The 12,327-nt window shown below is 64.4% G+C and carries 14 protein-coding genes; 5 read left to right on the top strand and 9 right to left on the bottom strand.

Annotated features, from left to right (window positions below; genetic code table 11):
* Window positions 1–10 precede the first annotated feature (10 nt).
* A complete protein-coding gene (locus tag ABFY71_RS03805) occupies window positions 11–1,417 on the bottom strand; it encodes a helix-turn-helix domain-containing protein (RefSeq protein WP_347944742.1) in 1,407 nt (468 codons plus the stop codon).
* A 164-nt stretch (window positions 1,418–1,581) separates the two neighbouring features.
* Here ABFY71_RS03805 and ABFY71_RS03800 point away from each other — a divergent pair, with 164 nt between their 5' ends.
* Both ABFY71_RS03800 and aceA read left to right on the top strand, forming a co-directional pair.
* Window positions 1,582–1,809, top strand: coding sequence for a hypothetical protein (locus tag ABFY71_RS03800; RefSeq protein ID WP_305576822.1), 228 nt, complete (start codon window positions 1,582–1,584; stop codon window positions 1,807–1,809).
* A 125-nt stretch (window positions 1,810–1,934) separates the two neighbouring features.
* Window positions 1,935–3,218 (top strand): isocitrate lyase, encoded by a 1,284-nt coding sequence (gene aceA, locus ABFY71_RS03795; protein WP_305576824.1) that lies wholly within the window; start codon window positions 1,935–1,937, stop codon window positions 3,216–3,218.
* Window positions 3,219–3,222: 4 nt separating this feature from the next.
* Here aceA and ABFY71_RS03790 read toward each other — a convergent pair whose 3' ends face one another.
* A complete protein-coding gene (locus ABFY71_RS03790; protein ID WP_347944741.1) occupies window positions 3,223–3,855 on the bottom strand; it encodes a DUF1294 domain-containing protein in 633 nt (210 codons plus the stop codon).
* 125 nt (window positions 3,856–3,980) lie between these two features.
* Between ABFY71_RS03790 and cfa the strand changes: the two genes are divergently transcribed.
* Window positions 3,981–5,096: a cyclopropane fatty acyl phospholipid synthase gene (gene cfa, locus ABFY71_RS03785; protein ID WP_347944740.1), complete on the top strand. Its 1,116-nt coding sequence runs from the start codon at window positions 3,981–3,983 to the stop codon at window positions 5,094–5,096.
* A 147-nt stretch (window positions 5,097–5,243) separates the two neighbouring features.
* On the opposite strand, the gene ABFY71_RS03780 is transcribed toward cfa, so the two are convergent.
* Entirely contained in the window at window positions 5,244–6,767 is a 1,524-nt protein-coding gene (locus tag ABFY71_RS03780) for a YifB family Mg chelatase-like AAA ATPase (protein WP_347944739.1), read from the bottom strand.
* Window positions 6,768–6,948: 181 nt separating this feature from the next.
* On the opposite strand from ABFY71_RS03780, the gene ABFY71_RS03775 reads away from it, so the two are divergent.
* On the top strand, window positions 6,949–7,788 hold the full coding sequence (locus tag ABFY71_RS03775) for a glycoside hydrolase family 25 protein (RefSeq protein ID WP_305581593.1): 840 nt from the start codon (window positions 6,949–6,951) through the stop codon (window positions 7,786–7,788).
* Window positions 7,789–7,824: 36 nt separating this feature from the next.
* Here the strand turns inward: ABFY71_RS03775 and ABFY71_RS03770 are convergent, their stop codons facing one another.
* Together ABFY71_RS03770 and ABFY71_RS03765 are read right to left on the bottom strand one after the other, a co-directional pair.
* Window positions 7,825–8,256, bottom strand: a complete 432-nt coding sequence (locus ABFY71_RS03770) for a GreA/GreB family elongation factor (RefSeq protein WP_305581595.1) — start codon at window positions 8,254–8,256, stop codon at window positions 7,825–7,827.
* An 82-nt stretch (window positions 8,257–8,338) separates the two neighbouring features.
* On the bottom strand, window positions 8,339–8,545 hold the full coding sequence (locus tag ABFY71_RS03765) for a hypothetical protein (RefSeq protein WP_347944738.1): 207 nt from the start codon (window positions 8,543–8,545) through the stop codon (window positions 8,339–8,341).
* Between the two features lie 356 nt (window positions 8,546–8,901).
* Here ABFY71_RS03765 and ABFY71_RS03760 point away from each other — a divergent pair, with 356 nt between their 5' ends.
* Window positions 8,902–9,024, top strand: a complete 123-nt coding sequence (locus ABFY71_RS03760; protein WP_305581599.1) for a hypothetical protein — start codon at window positions 8,902–8,904, stop codon at window positions 9,022–9,024.
* 351 nt (window positions 9,025–9,375) lie between these two features.
* On the opposite strand, the gene ABFY71_RS03755 is transcribed toward ABFY71_RS03760, so the two are convergent.
* The 4 genes from ABFY71_RS03755 to rsmI form a co-directional block, all read right to left on the bottom strand.
* A complete protein-coding gene (locus tag ABFY71_RS03755) occupies window positions 9,376–10,008 on the bottom strand; it encodes a MarC family protein (RefSeq protein ID WP_347944737.1) in 633 nt (210 codons plus the stop codon).
* Window positions 10,009–10,073: 65 nt separating this feature from the next.
* Window positions 10,074–11,021 (bottom strand): glutathione synthase, encoded by a 948-nt coding sequence (gene gshB / locus ABFY71_RS03750; RefSeq protein ID WP_347944736.1) that lies wholly within the window; start codon window positions 11,019–11,021, stop codon window positions 10,074–10,076.
* A gap of 8 nt (window positions 11,022–11,029) precedes the next feature.
* On the bottom strand, window positions 11,030–11,416 hold the full coding sequence (locus tag ABFY71_RS03745; RefSeq protein ID WP_347944735.1) for a YraN family protein: 387 nt from the start codon (window positions 11,414–11,416) through the stop codon (window positions 11,030–11,032).
* Entirely contained in the window at window positions 11,385–12,272 is an 888-nt protein-coding gene (rsmI, locus tag ABFY71_RS03740; RefSeq protein ID WP_347944734.1) for a 16S rRNA (cytidine(1402)-2'-O)-methyltransferase, read from the bottom strand. The genes ABFY71_RS03745 and rsmI overlap by 32 nt, the downstream gene beginning before the upstream one ends.
* Window positions 12,273–12,327: the final 55 nt, after the last annotated feature.

The raw sequence follows: 12,327 nt of genomic DNA, 5'->3' as shown, positions 1-12,327 counted from the left end.
TTGCGGTCCGCTACATCCGCCCATAAAGGCTTTCGGGGCGGTTGGTTGGATCGAACTCGAAGCGGTGGTCGGCCGGGGGATGGGCGCGCTGGCCGCATTGCAGGCGCGGGCAGATGCGGCAGCCCACGCCAATGGGCACCACCTGGCTGTCGCCGGTCAGATCCATGCCATCGGCATAGATCATTTCCTTGGCGTGGTGGATCGAGCAGCCCAGCCCGATCGACATATAGCGGCGCGGCGCGTTGTAGCGGTGGTCGCCCTTGATGATGGTGCGGGCCAGGCAGAAATAGCGTTGCCCGTCGGGCATCTGGCTGATCTGGATATTGATCCGCTCCGGCGCCAGAAAGGCCGAATAGATGTTCCAGCGCGGGCAGGCACCCGAATGGCGCGGAATGTGGATGCCCGACAGCGAAAACCTCTTGGAGATATTGCCGGCAATATCGGTGCGCACCAGATGGAGCGGAATGCCCGCCGCGCCGGGGCGCTGCAGCGTGGTCATGCGGTGGCAGACCTGCTCGAAACTGGCGCCGAAGCGGCGGCCGATGCGCTCGATATCATAGCGATAGTCGCGGCAGGCGCCCAGAAACGGCGCATAGGGCATGGCCAGGGCGGCGGCGAAATAGGCCGACAACACATTGCGCGCCAGCGCTGGTGCATCGCCCTCGGGCAGGCTGGAGGCGGCGATAATGGCGTCAATTTCCGCGCTGGCGGCCAGCTGGCCCAATTGGTGGCCGATCAGAAACAGCGCTGATTCGGCCGGCATGATGTCGGACACCAGCAAATGGCCGCGCGTGGCATCAAGCTGGCGGGCAATGCCGTGCGGCAGCGAGGCCAGCCGGACCTCGACGCCAAACACGTTGAGCAGATAGGTGCGCAGGCCCGCCTCGAAACTGTCGCCCGAACGGTCGATATCGCTGCGGATACGCTCGGCGGCGGCTTCGAGCGCCGGGAAGTGGTTGGCGTTCTCCTGCAGGAAGTCCGAGATCGCGTCGGTGGCCAGGTGGAAGGGTTCACCCACGCCGGGCTGGGTCGGCGTGTCGCCCGATTTGGCGACCAGCCGATAGCGGTCATAAAGCTTGAGAATGGCCCGGGCAGCCGCCGGATTGGCGTGCGCCAGATCGCGGATTTCCAGATTGGTGACGTCGCTGTCGGCAAAGATGTCGTCGCCAAAGGCCTCCATCAGATCGCCGAGCAGCCGGCCTTCATCGCTGTCGACCAGTTCGCCCGGCTCAACGCCGAAATAGCCGGCAATGGCAAACAGCAGGGGTACGGTGACCTTGCGCCGATTGTGCTCGATCAGATTGAGATAGCTGGCCGAAATGCCCAGCGCCGTCGCCAGATCGGCCTGGGCCAGTTTGCGGGTGCGGCGCAGGCGCTTGATGCGCCCGCCGATCTGCATGTCGCTCGCATCGTTCATCGGCTCCTCCCGGCCTTGCTGGCCGCATTTGTTTACAGGCTTTACAGAAACCGCATCGCAACTTGTGTAGCGATTTACAGGTTTACTGGGCCTATTGCGCTTATTCCTTGCATGTTTGAGCCATTTGTCAAATCTTTACAGACAAGAAATGAGGAGACTTTCGGATGAGCCCTTCCAGCAGTGAACGTGAAGAATATCTGACCATCATTGCCCCGACCGCGGTTGAGGCCATGGCGCAGTTCAGCGCCCGCGGTCTGGCCAGCCAGGGTTATGCCATTGCCGGCAAGATCGGCCGGCACCAGTTTTCGCTGGTGGGCGGGCAGGGCAGCACCGAACTGTTTTCCGGCGCCGGCATGATCGCCGCCACTTTCAGCCGCAAGGTGCTGGGTTAGCCTCTTCCCCTCTCCCTCAGGGGAGACGGGAAGGCCGGACCAACGCCGCTATTGTTCCACGTGAATCACAAAAAGAATGCCGGCCCACCGGACCGGCGAAGCCATGCCCTAAAGGAGGACATACCATGCTTGACCAACCCAAATTCCCCGCGCCCGATTATGCGCCGGACCGCTGGCACAATATTGCCCGCAACTACGCCCCCAGCGCCGTGGCGCGGCTCGCCGGCTCGCTGCCGATCCGCCATACCCTGGCCGAACAGGGCGCCAAACGGCTGTGGGAGCTGCTGCAGAACGAGGATTTCGTGCCCACTTTGGGCACGTTTACCGGCAACCAGGCAGTGCAGCAGGTCAAGGCGGGCCTCAAGGCAATCTATCTGAGTGGCTGGCAGGTGGCGGCCGACGCCAATAGCAGTGGCAATATGTATCCCGACCAGAGCCTTTATCCGGTCGACAGCGTGCCGGCGGTGGTCAAGCGCATCAACAAGGCGCTGCAGCGGGCCGACCAGATCCAGACCATGGAGCGCGAAGACGGCATCGCCACCACCGATCTCGACTTTTTCGTGCCGATCATCGCCGATGCCGAGGCCGGCTTTGGCGGCGCGCTCAATGCCTTTGAGCTGATGAAGGCGATGATCGAGGCCGGCGCAGCTGCCGTGCATTTCGAGGATCAGCTGGCCAGCGAAAAGAAGTGCGGCCATCTGGGCGGCAAGGTGCTGGTGCCAACCAGCCAGTTCATCCGCACGCTCAATGCGGCGCGGCTGGCCGCCGATGTGATGGGCGTGCCGACGCTGATCATGGCGCGCACCGATGCGGAAGCGGCGCGGCTGATCACCTCCGACATTGACGAGCAGGATGCGCCATTTGTCACCGGGGAACGCACTGCCGAAGGGTTCTATCGGCTCAAGGGCGGCATTGACGCGGCGATTGCGCGCGGCATTGCCTATGCGCCCTATGCCGACCTGATCTGGTGCGAAACCAGCACGCCGAGCCTGGCGGAAGCCAAGAAATTCGCCGAGGCGGTGCGCAAGGTGCATCCCGAACAGATGCTGGCCTATAACTGCTCGCCGAGCTTTAACTGGGCCAAGCATATGGACGAGGCGGCGATGGCCAGCTTCCAGCGCGAAATCGCGGCGATGGGCTACAAATACCAGTTCATCACCCTGGCCGGCTTCCACAATCTGAGCCTGTCGACCTTCGAACTGGCCCGGGCCTACAAGAATGAGGGCATGGCGGGCTATTCCCGGCTGCAGCAGGCCGAGTTTGCCGCCGAACAGCACGGCTTTTCGGCAGTGCGGCACCAGCGCGAAGTGGGCACCAGCTATTTCGACGCCGTGTCGATGGCGGTGAGCGAAGGCAAGAGCGCCACCACCGCAATGGGCGAATCAACCGAAACGGCGCAGTTCCACTAGCCGGCTAGGGCAAGGCGATGCTGACCCAGCCCAGGGCCAGCATCGCCAGACCCAGCACATGGATCAGGGCAAGGGCCCAGGTGACGGCGACAAAGCGCGGCTTGACGGTCTTGTGCCGGTAGATCTCCTGGGCGATCAGGCCGCCGATAATGCCAAAGCAGAAATCAACCACATGCAGATTGGCTTCGCTGACCCGCCAGCGGTCATTGAGTGCGTAGAGCTTGTCGAAGCGATAGAGCAGGGCTGAGGCCAGGCCCATCAGCGTATAGATGGTGCCAAGCCAGAGCGGCGCCCGATCGGTGGCGATGGCCAGCAATATCAACAGTGTCAGCATGGTCGCTGCCGTGGTGCGCAGGCCGATCTGGTAGCGCGGCACCCCGTCGGACAGGCGTCTGACGTCGCGCATGCTGCGCTCGGGGACCGGCGCGACAGCGGTGACCACGATATTGATCGCCGCCGGACGGCCATTGCGGCCGGTCGCGATGTCAAACCTCAGCTGATCGCCGGGCTTGGGCCTTGGTTCACCCTCGGCCAGTTTGGAAATATGGACGTAAAAGTCGTTGCCGGTGCCATCGCGGACGAAGCCATAGCCGCCCTTGTTGTTCCACTGCACCAATTCACCCGTTCGCGACATCATACCCTACCAGTTCAGTTACAGCCTTTAGTCGCGGCACGTTAATGAGAGCTGAGCAGAACGGGCTTGATCACACAAAACCACCGGCGTTAGACTGGGCTATTGCCGATCAAGCTTTTGTGCGCGCCATGTCAGAATCCGCCAGGCGGTTTGTGCTCAGCCAACTCGAACGGACCGGTATTACGGTCAATGGTCCGGCTGCAGCCGATCCAGTCATCCACAATGAGGCCCTTTGGGGGCGGTTGCTGCGCGACGGCACGCTGGGGCTGGGCGAAAGCTATATGGATGGCTGGTGGGATGCCGAGGCGCTCGACCAATTCCTGTTCGCGCTGATCCGCAGCGATGTGCAGCGGGCCTTCCCCAAGGATCTGGCGGTGATGTGGAGCCTGGCGCGCGGCAAGCTGCTCAACCTGCAGCGGCTGCGGGTGCGCGAAGTGGCCGAAAAACACTATGATATCGGCAATGATCTCTACGCGGCCATGCTGGACCGGCGGATGATCTATTCGTGCGGCTACTGGAAGGACGCCACCGATCTGGACGCGGCCCAGGAGGCCAAGCTTGACCTGATCTGTCGCAAGGTGGGGCTGCAGCCCGGCATGCGCATTCTTGATATCGGTTCGGGCTGGGGCGGGTTTCTGCAATTTGCCGCCGAGCGCTACGGGGTGTCGGGCGTGGGTGTGACGGTCTCCAGGGAACAGGCGGCGCTGGCCAATGCGCGCACCGCCCATCTGCCGGTGGAAACCAGATTGCTCGACTATCAGGCGCTGGACGGCCAGTTCGACCGCATCATCTCGATCGGCATGTTCGAGCATGTTGGCTACAAGAATTACCGCAGCTATTTCAGCAAGGCCGCCAGCCTGCTGGCGCCGGACGGGCTGATGCTGCTGCACACCATTGGTGGCCATACCAGCGTCGTGCATGGCGATCCGTGGAGCGAAAAATACATCTTCCCCAATGGCATGCTGCCCTCGATCGCCCAGATCGGCCGGGCCATTGAAGGGCTGTTCGTGATGGAGGACTGGCACAATTTCGGCGCCGATTACGACACCACGCTCATGGCCTGGCTGGCCCGTTTCGAGGCGGCCTGGCCAGAGCTGTCGGCGCGCTATGACCAGCGCTTTTACCGCATGTGGCGCTACTATCTCAGCGTCTTTGCCGCCTCGTTCCGGGCACGCCAGATCAGCCTGTGGCAGGTGGTCCTGTCACCGCGCGGCGTCCTGGGCGGCTATACCAGCCACCGCTGAGGCAGATTCACGTGAAACACTGCGAGGCGTCCGGCCAGGCCGGTGAAAGGCGCCGGCGGCGCCTTTCAAGTCGAGCAGGCCATGAGAGCTATGCTCGAATGGCAGACGGCTTGCCCACACGGCAGGCCGAGCGCTGAACCTGTCGGCTCATACCGCGCCGAAGTTCAGCCGGTAGCTCAGCGCCTCGGCGATATGGGGCCGTCCCACCCGCTCGTCGCCGCCCAGATCGGCCAGGGTGCGGGCGACCTTGAGCACGCGGTGATAGGCGCGGGCCGACAGGTTGAAGCGTTCGGCGGCCTGCAGCAACAGGGTCTGGCTCTCCTTGTCGGGGTTGACCAGCGCCTCGATCAGGCTGGGGCCGGCGGCGGCATTGGTGTGGATGCCCGGAGCGCCATGGTCGGCATAGCGCTGCTGCTGGCGCGCGCGGGCCTGGGCGACGCGGGCGGCCACGTCCGCTGAACTCTCCCCGGCCAGGCTCGGCGCGATCAGATCGGCGGCGGTCACCGCGGGCACATCGATGCGCAGATCAATGCGATCGAGAAACGGCCCCGAGACCCGGCTTTGATAATCATGGGCGCAGGCGGGTCCGCGCCGGCAGGTGTGGCCCGGCGTGCCGGCCATGCCGCATTTGCACGGGTTCATCGCGGCGATCAGCTGCACCCGGCTGGGATAGGAAATGCGGGCATTGGCCCGGGCAATCACGGTTTCGCCGCTCTCGAGCGGCTGGCGCAGACTATCGAGCACGCCGGGGGCAAATTCGGGCAGCTCATCGAGAAACAGCACGCCATTATGGGCCAGACTGACCTCGCCGGGGCGCACTTTGAGCCCGCCGCCGACCAGCGCGGCCATCGAGGCGGAGTGATGCGGGGCGCGAAACGGCCGGCGGTCGGAAATCGCCCCGCCCACCAGCTCGCCGGCAATGGACTGGATCATCGACACGTCGAGCAATTCGCGCGGATTGAGCGGCGGCAGGATGGAGGGCAGGCGGGCCGCCAGCATGGATTTGCCGGCGCCCGGCGGGCCGATCATCAGCAGATTATGCCCGCCGGCAGCGGCCACTTCGAGCGCGCGGCGCGCCACCTGCTGGCCGCGCACATCGCAGAGATCGGGCAGACCGGTGCTGGGCACATATTTGCGCGGCTGCGGGCGGGCGGCCAATTGGTGGCCGGTCAGATGATTGACCAGCGCCAGCAGGCTGTCGGCGGCAATGATCTCGAGATTTTCGCCGGCCCAGGCCGCTTCAGGGCCCGAGGGGGCGGCACATATCAGCCCCAGTTCGCGCGACTGGGCTGCGATGGCGGCGGGCAGGATGCCGCCGACATGGGCGAGGCGCCCGTCGAGCCCCAGTTCGCCCAGCGCCAGATAGCCATCGAGCCCATCCTGGGGCATGACGCCGATCGCCGCCATGATGCCCAGCGCGATGGGCAGGTCGTAATGGCTCCCCTCCTTGGGCAGGTCGGCGGGCGCCAGATTGACGGTGATGCGCTTGGGCGGCAGGCCGATGCCGGAGGCGACCAGCGCCGCCCGGACGCGCTCGCTGCTTTCCTTGACCGCCTTGTCGGGCAGGCCGACCAGGGTGATCTTGGGAAAGCCGGGCGTGATCTGCACTTGCACGTCGACCGGTACGGCCTCGATGCCCTCAAACGCGACGGTAGCGACACGGGTGACCATGTGCTGTTTCCCCTGGCCCGGCAGAAATCTAGCAAAGTCGGTCGCGCTGAACAAGAACGTAGGGCGAACAAAAAACGGCCTGTTAACCACGCCCGTTGCCACACTGGTTAACCTAAGCCTCCATTAACCGCGCCATGTTGAATCAAAGCCACTGCTTGTTCCTGCGTAGAGTGCTGCTGCAATGATGTTCCGCCGTCCTTTTCCCTCGTATTCCGCGATCGCAAAGGGTGCCCTGCTGGCCCTGCTGGCCGGTATTGTTGTGGCCTGCTCGTCGGGAGGCGGTCTTTACGGTCCGATACAGGGTGATAACCGGCCGCATTCGGGCGTCGACCGGGCGCGCGGCATGCCGATCCAGGGGATCGACGTGGCGCGCTACCAGGAGAATGTCGATTTCCGCACCGCGATCCAGTCGGGTATCCATTTCGTCTTCATGAAGGCGACCGAAGGCAAGGACTATCTCGACCCCGATTTCCGCAAGAACTGGGTGCGAGCGCGCGAGGCCGGCATGCCGCGCGGCGCCTATCATTTCATGACCTGGTGTTCGCTGGCCTCCGAACAGGCGGCCTGGTTCGTCGCCAATGTGCCCAATGATCCCGATGCGCTGCCGCCGGTGCTCGATCTGGAGTGGAACAATCACTCCAGCTGCCGCAACAAGCCGAGCCGCGCCGATGCGCTGGAAAAAATCCGGCTGATGCTGGACGTGATGGAACGCCATACCGGCAAGCTGCCGCTGATCTATACCGACATGACCTTCCACCGCGACGTGCTGGAGGGGGAATATTTCCCCAATGCCTTCTGGCTGCGCTCGACCGCTGCCGAGCCGCATGAACGCTATGGCAACCGGACCTGGACCTTCTGGCAGTGGACGCAGACCGGCGTGGTGCGCGGGGTGCGCGGCGAAGTGGATCGCAATGCCTATTATGGCGACCAGAATGACTGGCTGACGTTCCTGCAGACCGGCTGCGATCCCCGGGCGATTGCGACGCTGGCGCCGAGCGGCCGCTGCCAGGCAGCCAAATAGGCGAGGTGGCCGGCCTCGCCAGCGATTATGGCCCGATCAGCGCGCGCTCCAGCGGCGCGCGCTGCCATAGTCGATCCCTTCGTCATCGGCTTGTGGCTGGTACAGCACGGCGCTGACGGTCACCGGCCCCTGTTCGGGGTCATAGGTGAATTCCTGCTCGTCACGCATGCCCAGCAGCGCCAGCCCGTGCAGCGAGCGCAGCGAGACGGTCTGGCCGATCACTTCACGGGCGGCGCCGAGCACCAGGCGATGCTCGAACCAGCGCCCCTTGCCCACGCGATAGAGCACCTGGCTGTTCATGGTGACCACATCGGGCTCAATCCTGGCGGCATCCACCACCTGGGCCCGCAACAGCTTGTGGCGCAGCAGGTCGAAATAGCCGCGCTCTCCCGAAGGCCGGGCCACGGCAATGCCGCGCAGGATGGCATAATCCTGATCGGTCATGACGAACTGGGGCAAGTCCGACATTGTGTTGAAACTCCTTGGCAGCAGACAAAAACGGGAAAGCGGGCGGAAAAAGGCGCGTCGCGCTGACCGCGACGCCCCCTCGTCACAGCTTGTTGGCATTCAGTGCGGACAGGATGCGGGCGCGGTCATCGCTGTCGCGCAGGCGGATGGTCATGGTTTCGGTCTTGATCGGGGTCTGCGGCGGCAGCCGGTATTGCAGATCCGGCAGGTGGGCGCCGGCCCAAAGGGTGAAGCGCTTGAGCTTGTGGCTGCCGCTGATGGGAAGGGTGAGACCGTATTTGTACGTCATGGCAATTGTTCCGAACAGACGCATCGCCGCAGCCCGGCAATAGCGGGCGGGCGGACGATGACAGGGGGAACCGCTGGCGCGGTTCAATGATCAGTGAGTAAGGGGGAACATATCCTGGCCCGGCCCTTGCAGTGCAGGTGGCCGAACCAGGTCAAACGCCTCGGAGGAGGCGGAGCCGGTGATGCGGGCGGTGGTCGGAAGCATGTACGCGCATGGCCACATCAAAGCAGAACCGGCCGGAAAGTCAAATCCCGGCGGGTTTGGCGGCGGCGCGGCGCTTGCCAGCGCCCGGCGTCGGGGCTAGCGTCTCAGGGTATTGATGCGGGCCCTCTGGCCTGCACGAAGGAGAGTGTGAGATGGCCAAGGGTCAGATGCGCAGCAACAAGGAAGCCAAAAAGCCGAAGAAGGACAAGGTCGAAGCCGCCAAGCAGATCACCGGGCTTGGCTCAGGCAGCACCGGCAATTCGGCCAAGAAGTAATCCATTGCCGACAGGTTGGTGGGCGGTCGGCGTGCTCGATCGCCCTTTTTGCTGACTCGGCACAGTCTGAGCATGTCACCGTTTTGCTGGAAACGCCTTAGCGGCTGGCGGCGACCGCGGGCAGCAGGGTTTCCGAGCGCGCCACCGTGACCGTACTGGCGCTGGCCGCCAGCAGGGCCATGATCAACAGAGCAAGAACTGCGGCGACACGCATGGAATGCATCCTCAAAAGCCAAAACCGGCTTTAGCTGTGCGCCGCGCCGCCTGCCCGGTCAAGCACGGCGTTAAGACTTGCTTAACCCTGCAATTTTACCAAATTTTTCAGCTGTGCAGCAGCCTTGCCGGGGCGGCTCAGCCCGCCAGCAGGCCGCTCTGCTTGATGCCGTCGAAGACGAACTGCACGGCCAGGGCGGCCAGCAGGATGCCGACCACCCGCGAGACCACGGCGAGGCCGGTGACGCCGAGCAGGCGCTGGATGGGAATGGCCACCAGCAGGGTCAGCCAGGCCAGAAACAGGATCACCACAATGGCGACCAGCACCGCCCAGAATTCAATATCGCTCTGGGTGCCGGTGGTCAGCAGGATCACCGCACTGATGGCGCCCGGGCCGGCCAGCAAGGGCATGGCGAGCGGAAAGACGGCGATATCATCGCGCGAGCGGGCTTCCACCTCTTCCTCATTGGTGGTGCCGGTGCCGCCCGAATGACGGGCAAACACCATGTCGATGGCGATCAGGAACAGCAGCAGGCCGCCGGCCGTGCGCAGGGCCGGAATGGAAATGCCGAAGGCATCGAGGATGGCATTGCCCAGAATGCCGAAGGTGAGCAGGATGATGGCGGCGATGATGACGCCGCGCGTGGCAAAGGCAAAGCGCTCCCTGGCCGTGTTGTGCTTGGTCAGCGCGGCAAAGATGAAGGCAATATCGGCCACGCCCACCGTGGCAAACAGGGTCGCAAAAGCGGCCAGAAATGTCGTTGTGGGCATGAACTTGCTCCCGAATGCGGCTCTAGACCTAGCCGGTTGCGCCGGTCTTGCCTACCCCGCTGCGCTCAGGCGGCCCGCCGCTTTTCGATGGCGTCCCAGATCAGCACGGCGATGTCGGGGCCGCCAAAGCGCTTGATCTCGCGGATGCCGGTGGGGGAGGTGACGTTGATCTCGGTGAGGTAGTCGCCGATCACGTCAATGCCGACAAAGATCATGTCGCGTTCGCGCAGCGCCGGGGCGATGGCGGCGCAGATCTCGCGCTCGCGGGCGGTCAGTTCGCTCAGTTCGGGGCGGCCGCCGACATGCATGTTGGAGCGCGCCTCTCCAGCGGCGGGAATGCGGTTGAGGCCGGCGATGGGCTCGCCATCGATGATGATGACCCGCTTGTCGCCCTTGCGCACGTCGGGCAGGTATTGCTGCACCATGAAGGGTTCGCGGTAATTCTGTTCGAACAGTTCGAGCAGGCTGACCAGATTGTGGTCGCCCTCCTGGATGAAGAACACCCCGGCCCCGCCATTGCCGTAGAGCGGCTTGACGATGACATTGCCATGCTCGCGGCGGAAGGCGTGGATCATCTCCCGGTCGCGCGTCACCAGGGTGGGCGGCATCAGGTCGGGGAATTCGGTGACCAGGATCTTTTCGGGGGCATTGCGCACGGCGGCGGGCGGATTGACCACCAGCGTCCTGGGGTGCAGCCGCTCGAGCATGTGGGTGAGCGTGATATAGTTCATGTCGAAGGGCGGATCCTGGCGCATATGGATCACGTCCTGGGTCGAGAGGTCGATGCGGGCGGGCTCGCCCAGCTGGAAATGCTCGCCCCTGGGCTTGTCGAACACTTCAATCGGCGCTGCCAAGGCGGTCACCACATTGTCGCGCAGCGCCAGCGTATCGGGGGTGTAGTGCAGCAGCTGGTGGCCGCGCGCCTGGGCTTCGAGCATCAGGGCGAAGGTGGAATCGCCGAGCGGATTGATGGTGGCAACATGGTCCATCTGGACCGCGACTTTGAGCATCATGGTGTCTCTCAGCTAACGTCGAAGGCGTTGATGACATGGCGCGGCCATCGCCAGGGTGCAAGGAAAATCACGTCAAAGCGCAGATCGGTATCCGCGCTGGCCCTGTGGCGGGCCAGCCAGTACTGCGCCGCGTGGCTGATCCGGCGCTGGTTCACCGCTTCGAGCGTCTCGCCCTCGCGGGCCGCCGAGGCGCGGGCCTTGACCTCGACAAAGACGATGGTGCCCGCGCGCTGCACGATCAGATCGATCTCGCCCAGCGGGGTTTTGGCGCGCCGGGCAATGATGCGGTAAAACTTGCAGCGCAGATACCAGGCCGCCAGCGCCTCGGCGCGCAGCCCGCCGCGATAGGCGGCGATGCGGGCCTTACTTTTCGGCTTTGAGGGCGAGCGCGGCATCATAGACTTCCTTGCGCTTGAGCCCGAAGCGCGCGGCCACAGCATCGACGGCGGCGCGCAGGGGCTGGTCGGTCATTTCCGCCTGCAGCGCCGCCTGCCAGTCGGCGGCAGCAGGGGCGGCGGGCGCGGCGGCGCCAGCGACAATGATGACCGCCTCGCCCTTGGTCTCGCCTTCGGCAAAAACGGCGGCGAGTTCGGCCAAGGTGCCACGCTGCACGCGCTCGAAGCGCTTGGTCAGTTCGAGCGCCACGGCGGCCTGGCGCTCGCCCAGCACCTCGGCCATGGCGGCCAGGCTATCGTCGAGCCGGCGCGGGCTTTCGTAAAACACCATGGTTTCACGTGAATCGCTGAGCGCCTTGAGCGCATTGATGCGGGCCCCGGCCTTGGGCGGCAGAAAGCCATGAAAAGTGAAGGCATCGGTGGGCAGGCCCGCCACCACCAGGCCCGAGAGCAGGGCCGAGGCGCCGGGAATGGCAAACACCGGCAAACCGGCCTCGGCCAGGGCACGGATCAGCGGAAAGCCGGGATCGGAGAGCAGCGGCGTGCCGGCGTCGGAAATCAGCGCGAAGCGGCCGCCGGCAGCGATGCGGGCGACGATATCGTCGGCCTTGGCGCGCTCATTGTGCTCATGGTAGGCAATGCGGCGGGTCTTGATGCCATAGTGATCGAGCAGCCGGGCCGACAGGCGCGTGTCCTCGCACAGCACGGCGTCGGCAGCGGCCAGGGTTTCGAGCGCCCGGATGGTGATATCGCGCAGATTGCCGATCGGGGTGGCCACGACATAAAGACCGGGCGCCAGCGGCGGCGCGGTGAAGGTGGTGCCGGCGATGAAGTAGCCCGAATTGGTGTCCGTCATGCGCCAGCAGTCCGCCCGATTGAGAATTGGTTAAGCAATGCGGTTCTAGATGCTA

This window comes from Devosia alba (assembly GCF_039938915.1).
Classification (GTDB): domain Bacteria; phylum Pseudomonadota; class Alphaproteobacteria; order Rhizobiales; family Devosiaceae; genus Devosia; species Devosia alba.
This window is presented reverse-complemented; position numbering and strand designations above follow the sequence as displayed.

Excerpts from the sequence above, each read along its gene's own strand:
- ABFY71_RS03760 (WP_305581599.1), top strand. The coding sequence starts at position 8,902 with ATGGCCAAGGGTCAGATGCGCAGCAACAAGGAAGCCAAAAAGCCGAAG.
- ABFY71_RS03765 (WP_347944738.1), bottom strand. The coding sequence starts at position 8,545 with ATGACGTACAAATACGGTCTCACCCTTCCCATCAGCGGCAGCCACAAG.
- ABFY71_RS03745 (WP_347944735.1), bottom strand. The coding sequence starts at position 11,416 with ATGCCGCGCTCGCCCTCAAAGCCGAAAAGTAAGGCCCGCATCGCCGCC.
- rsmI (WP_347944734.1), bottom strand. The coding sequence starts at position 12,272 with ATGACGGACACCAATTCGGGCTACTTCATCGCCGGCACCACCTTCACC.
- ABFY71_RS03800 (WP_305576822.1), top strand. The coding sequence starts at position 1,582 with ATGAGCCCTTCCAGCAGTGAACGTGAAGAATATCTGACCATCATTGCC.
- ABFY71_RS03755 (WP_347944737.1), bottom strand. The coding sequence starts at position 10,008 with ATGCCCACAACGACATTTCTGGCCGCTTTTGCGACCCTGTTTGCCACG.
- ABFY71_RS03805 (WP_347944742.1), bottom strand. The coding sequence starts at position 1,417 with ATGAACGATGCGAGCGACATGCAGATCGGCGGGCGCATCAAGCGCCTG.
- ABFY71_RS03775 (WP_305581593.1), top strand. The coding sequence starts at position 6,949 with ATGATGTTCCGCCGTCCTTTTCCCTCGTATTCCGCGATCGCAAAGGGT.
- ABFY71_RS03770 (WP_305581595.1), bottom strand. The coding sequence starts at position 8,256 with ATGTCGGACTTGCCCCAGTTCGTCATGACCGATCAGGATTATGCCATC.
- ABFY71_RS03790 (WP_347944741.1), bottom strand. The coding sequence starts at position 3,855 with ATGATGTCGCGAACGGGTGAATTGGTGCAGTGGAACAACAAGGGCGGC.
- cfa (WP_347944740.1), top strand. The coding sequence starts at position 3,981 with ATGTCAGAATCCGCCAGGCGGTTTGTGCTCAGCCAACTCGAACGGACC.
- gshB (WP_347944736.1), bottom strand. The coding sequence starts at position 11,021 with ATGATGCTCAAAGTCGCGGTCCAGATGGACCATGTTGCCACCATCAAT.
- ABFY71_RS03780 (WP_347944739.1), bottom strand. The coding sequence starts at position 6,767 with ATGGTCACCCGTGTCGCTACCGTCGCGTTTGAGGGCATCGAGGCCGTA.
- aceA (WP_305576824.1), top strand. The coding sequence starts at position 1,935 with ATGCTTGACCAACCCAAATTCCCCGCGCCCGATTATGCGCCGGACCGC.